This is a genomic window from Cutibacterium equinum (assembly GCF_028021195.1).
In the GTDB taxonomy this organism is placed as follows: Bacteria; Actinomycetota; Actinomycetes; order Propionibacteriales; family Propionibacteriaceae; genus Cutibacterium; species Cutibacterium equinum.
The window spans coordinates 891,583-911,470 of sequence record NZ_CP115668.1 but is presented as its reverse complement, the minus strand read 5'-3'; the positions used below and the strand labels follow the sequence as shown (position 1 = coordinate 911,470).

18 protein-coding genes are annotated in these 19,888 nt (G+C 63.3%); 6 read left to right on the top strand and 12 right to left on the bottom strand.

From position 1 onward, the window contains the following. Positions 1–37 precede the first annotated feature (37 nt). Complete coding sequence (pip, locus tag O6R08_RS04155) at positions 38–1,042, bottom strand: prolyl aminopeptidase (protein WP_271418865.1); 1,005 nt, start codon at positions 1,040–1,042, stop codon at positions 38–40. A 37-nt stretch (positions 1,043–1,079) separates the two neighbouring features. Between pip and O6R08_RS04150 the strand changes: the two genes are divergently transcribed. Further along, entirely contained in the window at positions 1,080–1,832 is a 753-nt protein-coding gene (locus O6R08_RS04150; protein ID WP_271418864.1) for a queuosine precursor transporter, read from the top strand. Between the two features lie 130 nt (positions 1,833–1,962). Here the strand turns inward: O6R08_RS04150 and O6R08_RS04145 are convergent, their stop codons facing one another. The 5 genes from O6R08_RS04145 to tgt form a co-directional block, all read right to left on the bottom strand. Then, positions 1,963–3,174 carry an ABC transporter permease gene (locus tag O6R08_RS04145; protein ID WP_271418863.1) on the bottom strand — a complete coding sequence of 404 codons (1,212 nt, stop codon included), beginning with the start codon at positions 3,172–3,174 and terminating at the stop codon, positions 1,963–1,965. Continuing rightward, on the bottom strand, positions 3,171–4,103 hold the full coding sequence (locus tag O6R08_RS04140; protein ID WP_271418862.1) for an ABC transporter ATP-binding protein: 933 nt from the start codon (positions 4,101–4,103) through the stop codon (positions 3,171–3,173). Before O6R08_RS04140 ends, O6R08_RS04145 begins: the two co-directional genes overlap by 4 nt. 84 nt (positions 4,104–4,187) lie before the next feature. Then, a complete protein-coding gene (locus tag O6R08_RS04135) occupies positions 4,188–4,844 on the bottom strand; it encodes a response regulator (protein ID WP_271418861.1) in 657 nt (218 codons plus the stop codon). Next, a complete protein-coding gene (locus O6R08_RS04130) occupies positions 4,844–6,193 on the bottom strand; it encodes a sensor histidine kinase (RefSeq protein ID WP_271418860.1) in 1,350 nt (449 codons plus the stop codon). Before O6R08_RS04130 ends, O6R08_RS04135 begins: the two co-directional genes overlap by 1 nt. 47 nt (positions 6,194–6,240) lie before the next feature. Continuing rightward, positions 6,241–7,482 (bottom strand): tRNA guanosine(34) transglycosylase Tgt, encoded by a 1,242-nt coding sequence (tgt, locus tag O6R08_RS04125; protein WP_271418859.1) that lies wholly within the window; start codon positions 7,480–7,482, stop codon positions 6,241–6,243. Between the two features lie 119 nt (positions 7,483–7,601). Between tgt and O6R08_RS04120 the strand changes: the two genes are divergently transcribed. The 4 genes from O6R08_RS04120 to O6R08_RS04105 all read left to right on the top strand — a co-directional run bounded on the left by O6R08_RS04120 (position 7,602) and on the right by O6R08_RS04105 (position 13,023). Next, positions 7,602–8,834, top strand: coding sequence for a hypothetical protein (locus O6R08_RS04120; RefSeq protein ID WP_271418858.1), 1,233 nt, complete (start codon positions 7,602–7,604; stop codon positions 8,832–8,834). A 171-nt stretch (positions 8,835–9,005) separates the two neighbouring features. Beyond that, on the top strand, positions 9,006–10,223 hold the full coding sequence (locus tag O6R08_RS04115) for a UDP-N-acetylglucosamine pyrophosphorylase (protein ID WP_271418857.1): 1,218 nt from the start codon (positions 9,006–9,008) through the stop codon (positions 10,221–10,223). Between the two features lie 83 nt (positions 10,224–10,306). Beyond that, a complete protein-coding gene (locus O6R08_RS04110) occupies positions 10,307–12,457 on the top strand; it encodes a RecQ family ATP-dependent DNA helicase (protein ID WP_271418856.1) in 2,151 nt (716 codons plus the stop codon). 158 nt (positions 12,458–12,615) lie between these two features. Beyond that, entirely contained in the window at positions 12,616–13,023 is a 408-nt protein-coding gene (locus tag O6R08_RS04105) for a DoxX family protein (protein WP_271418855.1), read from the top strand. 122 nt (positions 13,024–13,145) lie between these two features. On the opposite strand, the gene O6R08_RS04100 is transcribed toward O6R08_RS04105, so the two are convergent. Genes O6R08_RS04100 through hrcA form a run of 3 tightly spaced genes read right to left on the bottom strand, consistent with a single transcriptional unit; the run spans position 13,146 to position 16,084 of the window. Continuing rightward, a complete protein-coding gene (locus O6R08_RS04100) occupies positions 13,146–13,880 on the bottom strand; it encodes a 16S rRNA (uracil(1498)-N(3))-methyltransferase (protein ID WP_271418854.1) in 735 nt (244 codons plus the stop codon). Continuing rightward, positions 13,877–15,052 (bottom strand): molecular chaperone DnaJ, encoded by a 1,176-nt coding sequence (dnaJ, locus tag O6R08_RS04095; protein WP_271418853.1) that lies wholly within the window; start codon positions 15,050–15,052, stop codon positions 13,877–13,879. The genes O6R08_RS04100 and dnaJ overlap by 4 nt, the downstream gene beginning before the upstream one ends. A 3-nt stretch (positions 15,053–15,055) precedes the next feature. Further along, positions 15,056–16,084 (bottom strand): heat-inducible transcriptional repressor HrcA, encoded by a 1,029-nt coding sequence (hrcA, locus tag O6R08_RS04090; RefSeq protein ID WP_271418852.1) that lies wholly within the window; start codon positions 16,082–16,084, stop codon positions 15,056–15,058. A gap of 143 nt (positions 16,085–16,227) precedes the next feature. Here hrcA and O6R08_RS04085 point away from each other — a divergent pair, with 143 nt between their 5' ends. Continuing rightward, positions 16,228–16,911: an MBL fold metallo-hydrolase gene (locus tag O6R08_RS04085; RefSeq protein WP_271418851.1), complete on the top strand. Its 684-nt coding sequence runs from the start codon at positions 16,228–16,230 to the stop codon at positions 16,909–16,911. Positions 16,912–16,931: 20 nt separating this feature from the next. Here O6R08_RS04085 and O6R08_RS04080 read toward each other — a convergent pair whose 3' ends face one another. From O6R08_RS04080 to hemW, 3 genes are all read right to left on the bottom strand, one after another. After that, on the bottom strand, positions 16,932–17,693 hold the full coding sequence (locus tag O6R08_RS04080) for an inositol monophosphatase family protein (protein WP_271418850.1): 762 nt from the start codon (positions 17,691–17,693) through the stop codon (positions 16,932–16,934). Further along, positions 17,690–18,568 (bottom strand): DUF3097 domain-containing protein, encoded by an 879-nt coding sequence (locus O6R08_RS04075; RefSeq protein WP_271418849.1) that lies wholly within the window; start codon positions 18,566–18,568, stop codon positions 17,690–17,692. The genes O6R08_RS04080 and O6R08_RS04075 overlap by 4 nt, the downstream gene beginning before the upstream one ends. A gap of 75 nt (positions 18,569–18,643) precedes the next feature. Next, the gene (hemW, locus tag O6R08_RS04070; RefSeq protein WP_271419230.1) at positions 18,644–19,834 is read right to left on the bottom strand and encodes a radical SAM family heme chaperone HemW; all 1,191 of its coding nucleotides are present in this window, start codon (positions 19,832–19,834) and stop codon (positions 18,644–18,646) included. Positions 19,835–19,888 lie beyond the last annotated feature (54 nt).

Genomic DNA, 19,888 nt, shown 5'->3' with positions numbered 1-19,888 from the left:
CGACGTCGCTAGACGCCGGCCCTGTCGGATTCACATCTCAGCCGCGGAATTGATCGGTGGCCTTGACCAGCTCGGAGGCGATGAGGGGCTCGAAGGCTGAGTGACCTGCCAGCACGATGCGCAGGTCGGCGCTCGGTAGGGCCTTGGACAGGTCGACGGCGGTGACGTCAGGGCAGCACATGTCGTAGCGGCCCTGGACGATGACGGTCGGGATGTCGGCGAGCTTGTGGGCGTCGCGCAATAATTGCCCCTCGACCATAAATCCGTGGTTGACGAAGTAGTGGTTCTCGATGCGAGCGAAGGCCAACGCGAACTGTGGGTCCGAGAACTCCTCGACGTGGGACGGGTCGAAGGACAGCGAGGTCGTCGCCCCCTCCCAGGTTGTCCATGCCACGGCTGCGGGGCCGTGGACGTCGGGGTCGTCGTCCCAGAGCAGGTCGTAGTAGGCGGCGATGTTGTCGCGGGAGAAATCGTGTCCGGCTCGGCGCAGCGGCTCGCAGAACATGTCCCACAGCTCCGGGAAGACCTCAGAGGCACCGAAGTTGTAGTACCAGTCGAGTTCCTGCTCACGCAGGGTGAAGATGCCGCGCAGCACCAGCTCGGTGACGCGCTCGGGGTGGGTCTGGGCGTAGGCCAAGGCCAGACACGACCCCCATGACCCGCCAAAGACCTGCCAACGCTCAATGTCCAGCAGCTGGCGAATCTTCTCCAGATCCTCCACGAGCTTCCACGTCGTGTTGTTGGCCATCTCCTCAGGGGTGCGCGCCTTGGCGATTTGCGGCGTTGACAGGCCACAGCCACGCTGATCGAACACGATGATGCGGTAGGCCTCGGGGTCGAAGAAACGGCGCCGTTCGGTGCCGCCACCACCGCCTGGGCCGCCGTGGAGGAAGACCACCGGCTTGCCGTCAGGGTTGCCGCACTGCTCGACGTAGAGCTGCTGGCCCTCCCCCACATCGACCATCCGGGTGTCGTAGGGCTCGATCGGCGGGTACAGGCCCCGCTGCGGGCTGATGTTGAGTTCCGAGGTTGCAAGGGTCACGGAAACCTCCTGTGGTTGCGATCGTCACCTCGATGGTATGCGCCAACACCGTTACCATTTCGCCGTGACGTCAGACTCCACCAGCCGCAGGTCATTTGCCACTGCTCGACCGACCTATGCCGATCGGGGATCCGGGCACTACGACATCCTGCTGACTCTCATGTGTGTCGTGGTCATCCTGTCCAACATCGGCGGGTCGAAGGGAGTCCAACTTGGCCCCATCACCACTGACGGCGGGTTCTTCTTGTTCCCGCTCGCCTACGTCATGGGAGACATCACCACCGAGGTCTACGGGATGAAGGCAGCTCGCCGCACCATCGTCATGGGCTTCATCTGCGCGATTCTCTCGGTGCTGTGCTTCTGGGGGGTCATTGCCCTGCCGGGGTTCAACGACCCGTACTCGGTGGCTCGTGACGCCGCCTTGGAGATGTCGCTGGGGCCGGTGTGGCAGATGGTGCTGGCCGGGGCGTGCGGATTCCTCGCTGGCCAGTTCACCAACTCGGTCATCATGGTTCGACTCAAGGCCACGTGGTTGGAGCGTGGCCTCGTCGGTCGGCTCATGGGGTCCACGGGCGCGGGTGAGGCCGTCGACACCGTCATCTTCTGTACCGTCGCGGCACCGGTGGTGGGCATCACCAGCTTCGGTCAGTGGTGCAACTACGCCTTCTTCGGGTTCTTGTGGAAGACCCTCGTCGAGTACGCCTGCATCCCGATCACGACTCGGATCATCGCCTGGATCAAGAAGCACGAGCCGACCTACCAGGAGAGACTGACGGCGACCCAGGAGTGACGCGCCACCTCAGGTATTCACGACCGCAGGGCATCCGCCACCTCAGGTATTCGCGACATCCGCCACGTTCTCTGGCAGCCATGACGATGCGGACCACATCGGGACCCGCACCGTCATACCGTGCACGACGTCACGCCACTGACTCGTTGTGCCTCCATGCGTTCTTGAAGCTCACCCGACCGTTCGTCTGCAGGATCGAGCGTCGGTAGATCCTTTCTCCGACCAGCACGGCGAACGCCGTGAAGCCGAGGGTGATGATGATCGAGATGATCGGTTCCCACCACGTTGCGCGATGACCAAGCATGCGCAGCGGCATGAATACCACCGAGGCGATCGGGACGTAGCTGCCGATCCTGGCGCTGAGGCCGTCAAGGTTCGACATCGACATCACCACCCAGAAGTAGATGATCATGACGAGGTACATCAGTGGCATTGCGGTGCTCTGAAGGTCCTCGGTGCGCGAGGCCATCGATCCTGCAGCCGCGTACAGGCTTGCCAGCGCCACGAATCCGATGAGGAAGAACAGCACGAACCACAGCACAGACCACGACATCGCGACCGTGATGACGTCCGACCATGACGAGAAGGACACAGCGAGCATGCCCAACCCGCAGATGATGACGAGCTGTCCGACGGCCAACACCGTATTTCCGACGATCTTGCCGATGAGCAGCTGCCGGGCAGGTACTCCGGTCAACAAGATCTCCACGATCCTGGACTGCTTCTCCTCGACCACTGAGTTGGCAATCATCATGCCGTAGGAGATCGCCGACATCATGAACAGGATGCTGAAAACGACGGCCAGCATGTATCCGACAGCCTCCGAGGTGCCCTCAGATGCCTTGACTTGTCCGGTCTGGAGGGACATTCCCCTGGTCATGGCCGTGGCATCAGCTCCAGCAGCCTCGGCGTTGTCGGCGACGGCTGCTCGGGCCACCGCCGCCTCCATGACTCGCGTGGACGACCCGTCAGCCGAAGGGGTCTTGTCGTAGCCGTCGAGATGCCACTGGCCATCCTTCTGGTGCAGATAAACCATGTCGTCGTCATCGTGGAGCTTGCGGTGGGCCTCGGCCTCGTCGGCCGCCCGAACCACCTCGATCTTGTCGCCCGATCCACGGGCAGCCAGGTCCTGCTGAGCCACCTTGACGACGGCGGCGGCCTTGTCGTCGGTCACGACCACGCCGTCATGGTCGTGATGGGAGGAGATGATGGATGACACCACCGGGATCGCCAGGATGAGAACCACCGTGATGATCATCGAGATGATGAATCCTTTGTCGCGCAGTTTGACGCCGATCTCTCGGGATGCGACAAGACGCCAGGTCGATGATGTGCTCGTCATGACTGGGCCACCTCTCGGTAGATCTCGCCCAGGCTCGGGCGAATGTGGGTCAACTCGATCAGTCCGCCACGGTTCATCGACTCGGTGACGATGACGTCGAGGAGATGATCGATCTGGGCGGGATTCGGGAACTCGATGACAGCGGTGGTGCCGCCGACGTCGACGACCGTCAGGTCTGGCAGAGATCGCAGCCAGCCGAGATCGCCGCGCGCCTCCACTCGGTAGCGTCGAGGGCCGACCTCGCGCAATTCCTCTGTGGTGCCGTTGGTAACCATTCGTCCCTTGTGCATGATGACCATGCGGTCACACAGCCGGTCGATGAGGTCAAGCTGATGGGAGCTGAACAGGACCGGGACCCCTTGGCCGGTCTTCTCCCTCAACACGTCGGCCATCGCGTCAACGGCCACCGGATCGAGTCCGGAGAAGGGCTCGTCGAGGATGAGAACTGACGGATCAGCGAGCAGTGAGGCCGTCACCTGGACCCGCTGCTGATTGCCCAAGGACAGCTTCTGCACCTGGTCACGGGCGCGATCAGCCAGGCCGAACCTCTCCAGATACTCCATGGCCTGGGTGCGAGCGCTTCCGGCCGAGGCCCCCTTGATCCGAGCGAGATAGACGAGCTGGTCAATGACCGGCTGCTTGGGATACAGCCCTCGTTCCTCGGGCATGTACCCGATGGTGCGACGGTCCTTCGCCGTGATCGGCTTGCCCGACCACAACACCTGACCGGAAACGGGCTTGAGCACCCCGACGATCATCCGCATCGTCGTCGTCTTGCCAGCGCCGTTGGCTCCCACGAAACCGGTCATCTGACCCGAGGGGATCTCGAAGTTGAGATGGTCAACGGCCACCAGTTCCCCGAAACTTCGGGTGAGTTCGTCAACCCGAATTGACACCGGTTCTCGGTGGCGCATGTCTGTGTCGATCATGGCTACCTCCTACGTCCTTGACCTGCGATCACATGACCATCACATCCAAGTCGCGGCCTTCACGCATCAGCGGTACGACGGATTTCAGTCGGCAGATGTCTCCCCCACACGAATGAGTCCCGACTCGTAGGCCAAAGCCACGAGCTGGACCCGGTCGCGCAGGTCGCACTTCATGAGGCAGTTAGAAACATGGGTTTTGACAGTGGCTTCGGAGACGACGAGCTTCGCCGCGATCTCGGCATTGGACAGACCCCGCGCCACCAATTTGGCGACCTCAATCTCGCGGGCGGTGAGCTGTTCGATCCTGCTGTCGGTCGCCATCTTGCCCAGCCGCGAGGATCGGGCGATGACTCGTCTGGTGACCTCGGGGGCGAGCAAGGCATGCCCGTCTGCCACCTGCCGCAGACCTGCTACCAAGGACTCGGCGTCGGCGTTCTTGAGCATGAATCCGCTGGCCCCCGCATCGAGGGCAGCAAAAAGGTAGTCGTCTCGGTCGAAGGTGGTGAGGATGACGATCTTGACATCGCTGAACTCGCGGATCTTCGCGGTGGCCGCGATACCGTCCATGACGGGCATCTGGACGTCCATGAGGACGACGTCGGGAGCAGTTTCCCTCACCACGTCCACGGCCTCGGCCCCATTGGCGGCTTCCCCGACGACCGTGATGTCGGGCTCCACCGCGAGAATGAGACGAAATCCCTGACGGACCAATTTCTGGTCATCAACCAGCACGACGCGCATCAGTCCACTCCGTCCTCGATGTCCTCGGCCCTCGTCTTTTCACCCTGACGCAATGGCATGACGGCCCGCACTCGCCATCCACCGACCTTGCGCGGGCCCACCTCGATGGTCCCGCCCAGCACCTCGACCCGCTCGGACATACCGACGATCCCCACCCCGGTCGAGGGGCCGGAGCGAATCGGGCGGCCGTTGTCGGTGATCTCCACCTCGACCTCGTCATCATTGCACCGCAACGACACCGTCACCTCGGTGGCGCTGGAATGGGCCTCCACATTGTTGAGGGATTCCTGGACGATCCGGTAACAGGTGTGGCCCAGCAGGGGGCCGACCATGGAGTCGTCTCCCACTCGCAGCAATCGCACCGACGCACGTCGCTGCTCCTCGCACAGACGGTCAAGGTCGGCCAGGCCGAGGCGGGCACGTGGTTCACCACCGGCGCGCAAGGATCCCAGCAGGGAACGTATCTCGGTGACGACCGCCCGTGACTCCGATTCCACGGTGGCCAAGGCGTCGCGGGCCAGATCCGGATCAATGTCGAGGGCTCGACGAGCACCAGCGGCATGGATACCCACCACCGACACGTGGTGGGCCACCGAGTCATGCATCTCCCTGGCGATCCGCAACCTCTCGTCGAGAACGGCCTGCTCGGCCAGTTGGGTGCGCTGTCGTTCGATCGTGGCAGCCTGACGGCGGACCTCGGCCAGGTCCCGTGCCCGCAGCCAGGACACCTGACCCGCCAACGCTGCGCCGATGACGAAGGTGACGTTGATGATGACATAGGTGAGGACGAGATAAATGATCCCCTCCCCATTGCTGTCAGGATTGATGGCTTCGATCTGCTTGGTGAGCGAGTTCCCGAATGCCATCGTGAGGGCAACCCACCCCATGATGACGACGAAGACTGCCAGCATGGACCCCCAGGCGAGACGGCGGGTCCGCGCCCACCCCATGAGGGAGTCGTAGGAGAAGAAGACGGCCAGGGTCGACACCCAGTTGGCCGCCATGTACGGCGTCGCATAGGCTCCGATGACCCAGATGACAGTGATGAGGGCGGCCGAGGTGACCGGTGCCACTCGCCGGAAGGACAGCACCACAGCAAGGGCGATGACGACGATGACGTCACCTACTCCGAGAACGTCAAGGCGGTCTTGAAGAGCGGCCAGCAAGAGCCCACCGGCACCCACGGCGAGGGCCACGAGCGCCCCGACGAGCACGTCAACAGCGGGTAGGAACCCCACCCTCGGGACTCGCCAGCCCCGTGTATCCGGCACTCGGCGGCGCCACAGATCGTCCATCGCCATGAAGGACACGATTGCCTCTCGCACGCCACTGAGCGTAGCGAGTGGCACCCCCAGTCTCCTCCGTCGTGAGGATGAGATGTCACAGAACAGGCTTGTCAGTCGGCCTTGGCCAGCCTTCCAGCGTTGGCATTCCAGCGACCCATGAACTCCGTCTCGAGGGCGTCCAGATCTCCGCCACGCATGGCGACGCGGATCTGGTCGACCAGCCGCACCGTCCAGCGTTCGTTGTGAATCGTTGCCAAGGTGTTGGCGAGCATCTCCTTGGCCTTGAAGAGATGGTGAAGGTAGGCGCGGGAGTAATGGGTGCAGGTGTAACAGTCGCAACCCTCCTCCAGCGGGCCGAAATCGCGCCGGAATCGAGCGGTGTTGATGTTGTAGCGCCCGTCGACGGTGTAAATCGCGGCATTACGCGCCACTCTGGAGGGGTTGACGCAGTCGAAGGTGTCGGCACCGGCCCGGCAAGCGGCAAAGAGGTCGTCGGGCTCGGAGATGCCCAGCAGGTGACGGGGACGATCATCGGGCAGCTCCTCGGCACACCAGGTGACGATTCGCCCGAGGTTGACCTTCTCGATGGCCCCTCCTAGACCGAAGCCGTCGAACCGCTGGCCGTCAATCTCCATCTCGGACAGATCGCGGCACGCCTTGCGACGCAGGTCCTCGTACTGGGCTCCCTGAATGACTCCGAAGAGGGCCTGGTACGGCTTTGACGCCCTGGCCTCGGTCAGGCGCCGGTGTTCGGCCAGGCAGTGCTCTGCCCAGCGTCGGGTCCGCTCCAACGCCTCCTCCTGGTAGGCACGGGTGTTCATGAGTGTGGTCAACTCGTCGAAGGCGAACATGATGTCGGCGCCGAGCTGATGCTGGATCCTCATGGACACCTCGGGGGTGAACCGATGACGGTCCCCGTTGAGGGGACTGCGGAAGGTGACGCCGTCCTCGTCGACCATGGCCTTGCGGTCGGCGTCGGCAGCCATGACGTCATCCTCGGTCAGCTCGGAGATGTCCATCGCCAGAGTCTTCTTGAACCCGGCGCCGAGGCTGAGCACCTGGAAGCCACCGGAATCGGTGAAAGTAGGCCCGCTCCAGTTCATGAACTGGCCCAGTCCTCCGGCCTCATCGACAAGTTCTGGTCCTGGCTGCAGGAAAAGGTGGTAGGCGTTGGCCAGCACGGCCTGAGCCCCCAGTGCCGCCACGGATTCAGGTAGCAGGGACTTAACGGTCGCCTTGGTCCCGACGACGACGAAGGCCGGCGTCTCGATGTCACCGTGTGGAGTGTGGATGACGCCGGTGCGCCCGTGGGAATCATCGAGATGTGAGGTGACGTCGAATCCGAATGGCATGGGCGTCATTGTATTGACGAGTCCACCCCGAGCGCTCGCCATCGGCGGGGCCACGACACCGCCCCCTCGCCGGCACGGGACCTACTGATAATCTACGGTCAGCCCGTGAATTACCGAGGATGGAAACCGCATCAATCATCATGAAATCACTCAATAAACGACGCAAGCGCACGAGGCTTGCGACCTTTACGGTGGCGGTGACCTGTCTCGTCACGACCACCGCCTGCGCAAGGGTCCAGACGACGCCCATCGGTGAAACCGATACGCTTCCCGCCGATGTCAGGATCGCCACATCTTGGAGCCAACCGGATGACCCCATCTTCAATCGTCCGGGGCTCTTGTCCCTCGACGGCGACACTACCCATGCAGTCAAAAAATTGGACAACGCGCCCCGATACACTAGCGTCGGCTCCGATACTGATGGGAACGTTGCCTTTATTGACTTCTCCAACATGTACGTCATGGGGAAATCAGGAACCAGGATCATACCCCGGACAGATCCTTACGTACCAGATTCGCAATTCATCTACCCCTATCCCCTCGGTGGCGGAGAATTCGCATTCTTGTCGAATTGGGGTGACGATCCATCAAATCCCGACAAATACACATTCCTCCTCGAATTCACCGACGGCACATCAATGCACATACCACACTGGGTGTCTGATATTACAATGTGCAACAATCAGATATATGGGATTTCCCACAACGCATACCATAGCCCTTCAGGAGTGCAATTCTTCCGTGTCGACCGACAGCACCGCAAGACAGTAGACCTCGGGCCTCTTATGACACCCCGGTGGGGGTTGACTCCCGAAAGCGGCCTCGCATGTCACGGGAAAGATCTCGTCGTGCGACTGGGCGCAACGTCATGGAACAAGAAGGCGACATATCCGCAAACCACCCTGGCATTCTTCGACCTGAAAACAGGATCAGCCCGGCAAATCCCGATCACCGATGAACACGGAAAACCCCTCAATACGATCGACGGCGGAGGAGTCCGCGAAGACAGCATGGGCCCTACCGGTTCAGACGCGGTCATCATGGGACATGAATTCATCTGGACCCTCCTGTCCGGACAGGTCGTGGCCACTGACCTGACCACTGGAAAATCCCGCCTCATCGTGAACACCGACCTGGCCACAGACCAAGGGAAACCACCTCGGATCCAAGGCAAAACCGTCGGAGTGATCGACACCTCCACCGACACCCCCACCATCCGCCTTTACGATCTGGAAACCGGAGCCATGATCAAAGAAGTGGACTCATCAGCAGCCAAGGAAGCCCACGAACGCTCCGGGGGCATCTTCTCTGGCCTATTTCTGTCAGGATTCGCCTTGCTAACACCCCCCTGAGACCCCCGCTTCACCACGAAACCTCGTTGACCACGACCTCCATGGCCCAGAAATGAGCGCAGGGCACAGTTGCCATGCGGTTGCCATCGGCGGCCCTGCCCATGACCCATAGCCGCCAGCACCTATGGCTACCCTGTTGGGTACGGACCCGCCCCCCGGAAAGGACCACCGATGGACGTCAACTTCCCTACGCTTCAGCCGCGTGGCCTGGAGAAGATAGCCGAGCTCATCGACAAGGGGGTGCACATTCCCAACCCGTTGACCGTCGACATCGACGAGGACATCAACGTCGACAACATCAGCGGTGAGGGCGTCGTCATCGGCCCCGGATGTCGGATTCGTGGCCGTCGCACCGTTATCTCTGCCGGGTGCGTGCTCGGCGACGAGACCCCCATGACGATTCAGGACTGCCAACTGGGCACCGGGGTCACACTCAAGGGAGGCTTCGCCCAAGACGCCGTATTCCTTTCCGGGGCGAGCATGGGATCGGGAGCCCACGTCCGTGGCGGCACCATCCTCGAGGAGAAGGCCAACGGGGCCCACACCGTCGGCCTCAAGCAGACCATTCTGCTGCCCTTCGTCACCCTCGGCAGCCTCATCAACTTCTGTGATGCCCTCATGGCCGGTGGCACATCTCGGTCGGATCACTCCGAGGTCGGGTCGTCCTACATTCACTTCAACTTCACTCCTGACGGCGACAAGACCACGGCCTCTCTCTTCGGTGACGTCCCACACGGAGTGCTGCTCAACCAGCATCCAATCTTCCTGGGCGGTCAGGGCGGAACAGTTGGCCCAGTGACGACCGGATTCGGCACCGTGGTCGGGGCTGGGTCAATCCTGCGCGACGACATCCTCGACGACGACCAGCTCGTCCTGCCTCCTCCGCCCACCGGTCGACAGCGCCCGGTAACCCCGACCAGCTATCGCAAACTGGATCGCATCATCGCCCACAACGTCACCTACCTGGGCAACCTGTCTGCCCTGCAAGCTTGGTATCTCCACATCCGTCGTCTCTTCATGTCTCGCGACCGGCTGTCCGAACTGGTGTGGCAGGGAGCCCTCGACAACCTCGCCTCGGCGCGCACCGAGCGGATCAAGAGGCTCAAGTCACTCATCGGCAAGGTCCAGCCGACTGACGCCGGCCGAGCTCAACTGATCGAGAATCGCGATGCCTTCCTGACCGCCCTCGACGTCCTCGACTCCCCGGCCCCCGGTGACGTCGTGAAAACCTGTGGCGCTGCCGCGAACGGTGGCGCCGAGTATCTCGACGTCGTGCGAGGATTCGACGAAGCCACCCAGAACGCCATTGTCGAGTGGCTCGGCAGCATCGTCTCCACCCAGCAGTCCCAGGCCCAAGAGGTCATCGACCAGCTTCTGTTGCCGTTCTGACTTCGCTGTTCTCCTCGTGTTCCGGCATCTCGACGCCAAACCGTCGGTGGTCGCGGTCAGGATGAGGGGCGAAGGGAGGGGCCATGACGACACCGTTCAACACACCGAACAACACCCTGCATGACCGCGGATTGGCGATCCTGCGTCGTCTCGTCGGTCGCGACGATGCCGAGTTCCACCCCGGCCAGTGGGAGGCCATCGAGGCCCTTGTCGCCCATCGCCGTCGTGCGCTGGTGGTGCAACGCACCGGCTGGGGAAAGTCAGCGGTCTACTTCGTCGCTGCGTTGTTGCAGCGAGCTGCCGGATTCGGACCAACCCTCATTGTCTCCCCGCTCATCGCCCTCATGCGCGACCAGGTGGCCGCTGCAGAACACGCTGGCGTGCGGGCTGCTGCAATCTCCTCAGCCAATGTCACCGAGTGGGCCGACATCACCAGGCAGCTCGATGCTGACGAGATCGACGTCCTGCTGGTGTCTCCGGAACGACTCGTCAATCCGACGTTCGCCACGGAGCACCTGCCCGATCTGGTGGGACGACTGGGGATGCTTGTCATCGACGAGGCCCACTGCATCTCGGACTGGGGCCACGATTTCCGACCCGATTACCGACGTATCCGCGACCTTGTCTCAGCCCTGCCCGACACCATACCGGTGCTGGCGACGACAGCCACCGCCAATTCGCGAGTCGTTCAGGACGTGGCAGAACAGATCGCTCCGGCTCGTGATCTCGATGATGTCTTCGTGTTGCGCGGACCGTTGGCCCGGGCCTCCCTGCGGCTCGGTGTGCTCAACCTGCCAAACCCAACTGATCGTCTGGGCTGGCTCGTGCAACATCTGGATGACCTGCCAGGATCCGGGATCATCTACTGTCTGACCATTTCCGCGGCCGAGGACACCGCTCGCGCACTGGTCGAAGCAGGTCACGACGTGCGGGCCTACACCGGACGCACTGACCCCGAGGAACGGTCAACCCTCGAGGAAGCCCTACGTGACAACCAGGTCAAGGCCTTGGTAGCAACCAGTGCCCTGGGAATGGGGTTCGACAAGCCCGACCTCGGTTTTGTGGTGCACCTGGGAGCGCCGAGCTCTCCGATCGCGTATTACCAGCAGGTCGGTCGAGCAGGCCGGGCCACCGAGAACGCCGACGTCCTGCTGCTTCCCGGCCCGGAGGATCAGGACATCTGGACGTACTTCGCCACCGCAGCCATGCCCACCCAGGAGCGTGCCGACGCTGTGCTGGGAGCACTGTCCGAGGGGCAGGTGCTCTCTGTTCCGGCGTTGGAGGCCCGCGTCGACATCAGACGCAGTCAGCTTGATCTGCTGCTCAAGGTGATGGCGGTGGACGGGGCGGTCGAGAAGGTTCGTGGTGGCTGGAGAGCCACCGGGAATGGGTGGGTTCATGACACCCAGCGCTATCAGCGAATCCTTCAGGCACGCCACGACGAGCAGCAGGCCATGCTCACTTACGAGCATCTGGACACCTGCCGGATGGCCTTCCTCACCGGCCAGCTCGACGATCCCTCCGCGTCACCATGCGGCCGCTGCGACGTCTGCGCTGGCCCGTGGTACCCGACGGACATCGACCCGGCGGCATCCTGCTCGGCGACAACCATCCTCGACAGGGTCGGTGTTCCCATCGAGCCGCGCACCACCTGGCCATCGGGGATGGACACCTTGGGAGTTGGTCTCAAGGGCCGTATCGGCACCGAGGAGATGGCCGAGGAGGGCCGCGTCATCGCCAGGCTCTCCGACCTGGGTTGGGGAGGGCCGCTGCGAGACCTGCTGCGCAACGATGCCAACGGCGTTCCCATCGACGCCGAGATCACCCCGGCACTGGCCAAGGCCTGCCTCAAGGTCCTGGCCGAATGGGATTGGGGACATCGCCCGGCCGCCGTGGTCCGAGTGCCATCGGTCACCCGGCCTCGCCTCATCGACTCCCTGGCCTCGGGGCTGGCCCGAGTCGGTCAGCTCCAAGACCTTGGCTGGCTCGATCTGGAACACAACGCCCCACGCCTCGATTCATCGACGAATTCGGCTTACCGCCTTCGAGATGTGCACGACCGTTTCAACGTCGGACCGCAACTCATGTCACGGCTGTCCCACCTCGGCGGTGCCCCAGTACTTCTCGTCGATGACGTCATCTCGAGTCGATGGACGATGGCTGTCGCCGCACGGGTGTTGAGACGAGCTGGGTCAGGCCCCGTCCTGCCGCTGGCCCTCGCGCTGACCCACTGAGACCCGGCACTTCCCCGCCAACCACTCGTCCGCGTGCGCCACTATCCCTGAGCGAGACCACGAAAAAGTAGTGGATTCGTCACCTAAACGCGAACGTGGCACCTTCGCGAGCCTTGATAGGGCACGATGGAAGTAGCACCTAGTACCTAGGAGGATTCATGTCTCTTGCCAAGTTCATCGCCCGTTCCGCTCTGTCCGCCATCTTCATCAAGGGAGGCCTCGGCCAGGTCACGAGCGCCGATTACCTTTCCGGAGCTGTCGACGGACTCTTCGGGAAGATGCCCGAGGCAGTTCGCTCCCAGATCCCCGATGTTGATCCCAGCCTGCTGGTCAAGGTCAACGGCGGCACCATGGTGACCGCAGGATCCATGCTGGCCCTTGGCATCAAGCCGCGTCTGGCCGCCACCATCCTGGCCGCCCAGCTCGTCCCCGTCACTCTTGCCGGACACCCCTTCTGGGAGAAGGACGGCGATGAGAAGGCCGGCGAGCAGATCCAGTTCTTCAAGAACATCAGCCTCATCGGTGGCCTGCTCGCCGTTGCTCTGGGTGGTGCCACCAAGAAGTGAGCCAGTGAACTGCCGTCACGCGACGGCAATCCCCCTCCACACCGATGGGGCCGGACGGAAACCCGTCCGGCCCCATCGCCATATCAGGTATGGCCATGTCAGGTATGGAACAGCGCGGAAGGTCACCCGGCGTGGTCGGCCATGGCCCGAAGTTGGGTCAGCCCAACCACGCCGGCCGTCGAGGTCCGCAACACTGCGTCACAGATGGTCACCGGATGAGCGCCGGCAGCCACGAAGGCCTCAACTTCCTGGTCGGTGATGCCACCTTCAGGCCCGACGATGAACATCACCTCACCAGACTCCGGCAGGTTCTGACGCACCAGGGGTTCGGTGGCTGACTCGTGGAACACATAGGCCGCGGCTGCGCCACGAATCCTGTCCACCACATCCTCGGTCTGAGCCAGCGCAACCGGGGGAACAAGGAATCTGCGCGACTGTTTGGTGGCCTCACGAGCAGCCGCCTGCCACTTGGCCACGCCCTTGGCCTGCTTGTCGCCCTTCCAGCGCACGATGCTGCGATCGGCCTGCCATGCCAGGATCTCGTGAACGCCCATCTCGGTGAGAGTCGCCACGGCAAGCTCGGCGCGGTCAGACTTCGGCAGGGCCTGGACACCAACCCAGCGATGAGCGGTGACGGGGGCTTCGAGCACCTCGACCACCTCGACTCTCACCGATCCCTTCGTCACCTCGATGGCAGGTCCGCGCACTGCATGGCCCTGGCCATCGGTGACGAGAACGGACTCCCCCACCCGAATACGGCGTACCGAACTGGCGTGGTGGCCTTCCGCCCCGGTGATGTCGACCACTGTTCCGGGCGTGGCTCCAGCAACCTCACCGAGGAAGCAGGGGTCACTCATCCGCCGAACGCTTCCTTGATGCGAGAAAACATGCCGCGTGCCCCGGACTTCTCCACGAACGCCGACGCATCGGTCTCCCCCCGAGCCTCGGCCAGCTGACGCAACAACTCCTTCTGGTGGGAATCGAGCTTGGTCGGAGTCTGCACGATGACAGTGACACCCAGGTCACCCCGGCCACCACGGCGCAGTCGCGGCACGCCACGATCGGGGATGACGATGCGATCGCCCGACTGGGTTCCCGATGGCACCTCGACGGTGACCGACTTCTCGGAGTCCGCGAAGTCCTCGCGATCGGCTTCCAAGGTGTGAACCGGCACCTTGCTCCCCAGCGCAGCCGCCGTCATCGGGATCGTCACGATCATCTCGAGGTTGTCTCCCTCTCGGGTGAACACCTCGTGCGGGCTGACCGTCATCTCGATGTAGAGGTCGCCGGCCGGGCCACCACCGGGGCCCACCTCTCCCTGGGAATCCAGGTGGATCCGGTTGCCGTCAGCAACTCCGGCAGGGATCTTGACGTTGATGGTGCGGGTGGTGCGCACCCGCCCCTCACCGGAGCACTCCTGGCACGGATCGGGGATCACCGTGCCGTAGCCACGACAGGTCGGGCAGGGCTGGCTCGTGCGAATGTCACCAAGGAGGGACCGCTGCACCGTGATGACCTCGCCGCGCCCTTCACAGGTGTGGCAGGTCACCGGCTCCGAGCCGGACTGTGCTCCCTTACCTTGACACTTCGGACACACCACCGCGGTGTCGACGTCCAGCGGTTTGGTGACGCCGAACACCGCCTCAGCCAAGCTCAGGCGCATCCGCACCAAGGCGTCCTGGCCGCGTCGGGTCCGGGAGCGGGGCCCACGTCCGCCACCACCAAAGGAGGTTCCGCCACCGAACATGGCGTCCACGAGGTTGGTGAAGTCGAATCCGGCAGTGCTGAATCCGCCCTCGCCGAATCCACCCATGCGGGCGTTCGGGTCTCCGCCACGGTCGAAGACGGCGCGCTTCTGCGGGTCCTGGAGCACCTCATAGGCTTCCTGGACCTTCTTGAACTCGTCCTCCGATCCCGGCCCAGCGACATCGGGGTGAAGTTTCATGGCCTTGCGGCGATAAGCCTTCTTGATGTCGTCGGAACTGGCATCCCGGGAAACGCCGAGAATCTCGTAATAGTCGTTGCTCAAGGATCATCCTTCTGCCAGGAACCGGCCCACATAACAGGCCACGGCTCGCACGGCTGCCATGGTTGAGGGGTAGTCCATTCGGGTGGGTCCGACGACACCGAGGCTTGACAGGGCATCGTCAGGACCGTATGTGCTTGCCACCAATGAGGTGGACTGGAAGGGCACGTCAGTGTTCTCGGCACCAATACGCACCGTGACCTCGCCGGCTTCCCCGGCGGTGACCTCGCCGAGCAGTCGCATGAGGACGACCTGCTCCTCGAGGGCTTCCAGGACCGGACGCACCATCGTCTCCCACTGTGCACCGAACGCGGTGAGATTGGGAACTCCGGCGACGACCACACGGGCGGACGGATCGACGGCGAGGATTTCCAGGACAGTCGCGACGACCGAGGTTGCGTGCTGGCTCTCGGCTGGTCCGAACTCGTCGAACTCGTCAAGAAGCCGATTGAGGGAGTCAGCGGCCTGTGCAACCGTCAGGCCGACGAGGGCCTCGTTGAGCCTGGTGCGAAGCCCAGCAAGATTCTGCTCGTCGTGGCCGGGAAGCTCCACGATCCGCTGCTCCACCGACCCCGACGACATGATGACGACGATGAGGACGCGGTCGGTCGACAGGCTCACCAGTTCGAGGTGACGGATCGTGGCCGTCGTCGCCACCGGGTATTGCATGATCGCCACCTGGTGGGTGATCTGGGCGAGAAGTCGCACCGTGCGGCGCACGATGTCATCAAGGTCGACGGCCCCGCTCATGAAGGCATGGATGGCTCGACGCTCTGGCCCAGACAGCGGCTTGACGGTGGCGATTCGGTCAACGAAGAGGCGATACCCCTTGTCAGTCGGGATACGACCGGCGCTGGTGTGAGGGTGGGTGATGTAGCCTTCCTCCTCCAGCACAGCCATGTCATTACGCACTGTTGCCGGGGACACCCCCAGGCCGTGACGTTCCACCAGGGCTTTGGAGCCCACCGGCTCCTTGCTGGAGACATAGTCGGTGACGATGGCCTTGAGCACGTCGAGCTTGCGGTCGTCGAGCACAATCCCTCCTCACGCGACCTCATCGGGTACAAGCCTCACTTTGGCACTCTCAGGTGCCGAGTGCCACTTTATCGCGTTCGTCTGGAATCCTTCTGCTTCTCTCGCTGGCAGCGCATTTCCCCAGACGTGCCACACTGGTGGCCATGTCGACCAATCCCCAGAATCCCGAGTGGACCGCTCTGACGGCCAGAGTGTGGACGACGACGATCGAACCGGAAACCGTCACCTGTGGATTGGTGGCCGGCGACGATCACGTTCTCCTCATCGACACTGGATCCTCTCCTGAGCAGGGGGCACGCCTGGCAATGTCGGCAGCAGCCATGCTGGGCCGCCCGGTCGATCGGGTCGTCGTCACCCACCACCACGATGACCACAGTGGCGGACTTGCAGGAATTGATGGGGCCCAGAGCTGGATGCACGAGGCTGCGGTGGCTCACTGCCCCGGCCTGCGTGTTGACCACCCCATCGCCCTGATGGCCTATGTCGATCTGGGTGGTCTCGGCGCCGAGGTCATTCACCCGGGCCCTGGACACACCGACGGGGACCTCGTCGTCATCATCCGCGAGGAGAAGGTGACCTTCGTCGGGGATCTGGTCGAGACCGCCGGGCCACCACAGTCCGACGAGACAACCGATGTGCGAGGCTGGCCGCGCGCCATTGACGCGGTCATCACGGGCACCGATGGCGTGGGCGTCTACGTGCCTGGCCACGGGCGCCCAGTCGATGCCGTCGCCGTCATGGAACAACGCGGCGACCTGGCCGAGAGAATCCCCGTCGAGATTCCCCTCACCCCGGTGGGCCAGCACATTCCTCCCCAGCTGGCCTGAGGCCGGCCGCCCCACACCGCTCAACCCAGCAGATCAGCGACCACCCGGTAAGCCTGCTCATCAGCCGCGACGACGAGCTTTCCCGCCATGCCGGCTGGCCCGTACTCGACCCCATCGGCGCTGCGGACGACCCCACCGAGCTCACGCACCATGAGGGCTCCAGCCAGGTGATCCCACGGATGGGAGTGTTGATACACGGTGACGTCGGTCTGTCCCAGGCAGATCAGCGGGTAGTCCACCGCGCAGCACCACTTCGACATCTGCCACTCGACCTGCGGTGAGGCGATCTTGTATGCCTCATGGGTCGTCGCGGCGCGAATCGGGACCTGGGAGCCTCCTCGTCTCACCGTCTCACCGTCACAGGTGACCCCTGCGCCACGCTCAGCACACCACATGTGGCCGTGCTGGGGCTGCCAGATCCAGGCCCTCACCGTTTCGCCATGATTGAGCTGGGCGAGCATCACCCCGTGGTCCTCCGATCCGCGCACGAAGTTTCTCGTGCCGTCGATGGGATCGATGACCCAGGCCAGGTCGGCGTCGGGAAGGGCGTCGAGAATGGTCGGGTCGGCGAAGGCGGCCTCCTCCCCGACGACAACCCCACCCGCATACGCGATCAACGCCGCACCCAGCTCCTCCTCAGCCTGACGATCGGCATCGGTGACGAAGTCACCGGGTTTCTTCTCGTGGATCTGGTGATCCTGCAAGGACCGGAACCGCGGATCGATGACCCTGGCTGCGACGTCGCGGATGAGATCGCCGACACTCTGAGCGTCAATGTTCATGCCATCTCCTCATCGTCGAGCTCATCGACGTGGTCACAGGTGACGAAATCGATGAGTTTCTCCATCTCGGTGTTGAATCGCGGATCCAGGTCGTGCCAGTCACGCACCCGGTGCAACATGGCCTGCCAGGCCTTGCCGACGTCGGCCTGTGTGGAGTGCGGCAGGCCGAGGCGTTTCAGGGTGCCGAGCTTGAAGTCCTCGTCCATGGGAACCTGCGGCCATTCCTTCCGGCCGATCCGCTCGGGTTTGATGGCCTGCCAGATGTCGATGAACCGGTGGCCGGTGATCATGACGTACTCGCCATATCCTCCGCGCCGAACCTCGTCTGCCACGCGGGATTCCTTGGTCCCGGCCACGAGATGGTCGACGAGCACTCCCAGGCGATGCCCTGGCCCCGGCCTGAACTCGGCGACGATCCCAACCAGATCGTCCATACCACCCATGTATTCCACGACGACCCCGACGTGGCGCAGGTCGTCACCCCAGATCTTCTCGACGAGTTCGGCGTCGTGGCGACCTTCGACGTAGATGCGGCTGGGAAGAGCGACCCTGGCAGGTTCGGCCGGCCCAGCAACCGATCCTGACGCCGTGTGCGTGATACTCGCACTGCCCTGACGCGAGGGAATGCGCAGAGTGACGGGTGTGCCGTCGACCCAGAACCCAGGACCGATAGGGAAGGACTTGCGTTTGCCCTTGCGATCCTCGAGCACAACCAGGCCGTTGTGCCACGCGACGACGGCCCCGACATATCCGCTCGAGGGATCCTCGACGACCATGTCGAGTTCCAACGGCATGTCTACGCTGCTTTTCATGTGAGAGGTGCGCCAGCCGCTTGCGAGCACATCGTGGGAGTACCGGTCGATCACGGTAGCCACTGTATTGCCACCCATGGCCATGACAACACGTCGTCGATCACCAGCCGAAAAATCCCCGGTAGGACCGCGACACGCTCACATCAACAGATCCGTGATGATCCGGTCGGCCACCATCCGACCCGACAGGTTGAGGACCAAGCAGTCATCCTCAAATGCCCCAAGCCCCTGCTCTGCGATCTGCTCAGCCCGGTGACGTTCCACCGGCGTCAACTGGGACAAGGCCAACCCGTCAGCCAGGCGCAGCCGCAACAGCACCGTTTCCTCGTGGCGCTGTTGGGCGTCAAGAACCTCATGGTCCTCGACGGGCAGCCGACCATCGGCCAACCGGCTGCGATACGTCGCCGGGTGCTTGACGTTCCACCACCGTGTCCCGTTGACGTGCGAATGGGCTCCCGGACCGATCCCCCACCAGTCGTGTCCCAGCCAGTACGCCATGTTGTGACGACACCGGTGGTCACGACCGTTGCGGGGCCGGCCCCAGTTCGACACCTCGTAGTTGACGTACCCCGCCTCGGTGAGGGTCTTCTCGGCGATGAGGTACTTGTCGGCCAGGTCGTCCTCGTCAGTCATCGGCACATCGCCACGCCGAATGCGTGCCGCCAGTCTGGTGCCCTCCTCGACGATGAGGGAATAGGCGGAGACGTGATCGGGCTCGGCCGTCAACGCCGCATCGAGGCTGCGTCGCCACGAGTCCAGATCCTCACCTGGAGTGCCGAAGATGAGGTCGAGACTGACGTCGTCAAATCCCACCCGGCGGGCCAGTTGCGCCATCTCCACCGCACGCCCGGGCCGGTGACGACGATCGAGGATCGTCAGGACGTGCTCGTCGGAGGACTGCATACCCATGGACAACCGGTTGATCCCCGCCTCGAGCAACCCGGACAGCACATCCTCGTCGAGGGTTTCCGGATTGGCCTCCGTGGTGATCTCGGCATCGTCGTTAATCCCCCACACCGTACGCACGTGGTCGACGAGCTCCCCCAGTTGATCGGCAGTGAGCATCGTCGGAGTCCCACCACCGAAGAAGATCGTGGACACCGCCGGACGCTGCCCCAACACCTGAGCAGCACGATCCATCTCGCGATGAGCGGCGGCCAGGTAACCGGAGACGGCATCATCCCCCATGGCCGAGAGGACATAGGTGTTGAAGTCGCAGTAGCCACACCGAGACGCGCAGAACGGCACGTGCACGTAGATACTCCATGGCCCGTCAGCGGGCTGGAGGGCTGGCAGGTGTCCGTCTGGGGGCGTCATGGTCCTCCTCAGTCCCAGGGGTTGAGATGTCGCTCTTGCATGATGCCATCTGGGGCGGGTGGGGCC

What these genes read in the sequence shown, in the direction of transcription:
- O6R08_RS04150 (WP_271418864.1), top strand. Translation starts at nt 1,080, where the DNA reads ATGCGCCAACACCGTTACCATTTCGCCGTGACGTCAGACTCCACCAGC.
- O6R08_RS04145 (WP_271418863.1), bottom strand. Translation starts at nt 3,174, where the DNA reads ATGACGAGCACATCATCGACCTGGCGTCTTGTCGCATCCCGAGAGATC.
- O6R08_RS04140 (WP_271418862.1), bottom strand. Translation starts at nt 4,103, where the DNA reads ATGATCGACACAGACATGCGCCACCGAGAACCGGTGTCAATTCGGGTT.
- O6R08_RS04135 (WP_271418861.1), bottom strand. Translation starts at nt 4,844, where the DNA reads ATGCGCGTCGTGCTGGTTGATGACCAGAAATTGGTCCGTCAGGGATTT.
- tgt (WP_271418859.1), bottom strand. Translation starts at nt 7,482, where the DNA reads ATGCCATTCGGATTCGACGTCACCTCACATCTCGATGATTCCCACGGG.
- O6R08_RS04120 (WP_271418858.1), top strand. Translation starts at nt 7,602, where the DNA reads ATGGAAACCGCATCAATCATCATGAAATCACTCAATAAACGACGCAAG.
- O6R08_RS04115 (WP_271418857.1), top strand. Translation starts at nt 9,006, where the DNA reads ATGGACGTCAACTTCCCTACGCTTCAGCCGCGTGGCCTGGAGAAGATA.
- O6R08_RS04110 (WP_271418856.1), top strand. Translation starts at nt 10,307, where the DNA reads ATGACGACACCGTTCAACACACCGAACAACACCCTGCATGACCGCGGA.
- O6R08_RS04105 (WP_271418855.1), top strand. Translation starts at nt 12,616, where the DNA reads ATGTCTCTTGCCAAGTTCATCGCCCGTTCCGCTCTGTCCGCCATCTTC.
- O6R08_RS04100 (WP_271418854.1), bottom strand. Translation starts at nt 13,880, where the DNA reads ATGAGTGACCCCTGCTTCCTCGGTGAGGTTGCTGGAGCCACGCCCGGA.
- O6R08_RS04085 (WP_271418851.1), top strand. Translation starts at nt 16,228, where the DNA reads ATGTCGACCAATCCCCAGAATCCCGAGTGGACCGCTCTGACGGCCAGA.
- O6R08_RS04080 (WP_271418850.1), bottom strand. Translation starts at nt 17,693, where the DNA reads ATGAACATTGACGCTCAGAGTGTCGGCGATCTCATCCGCGACGTCGCA.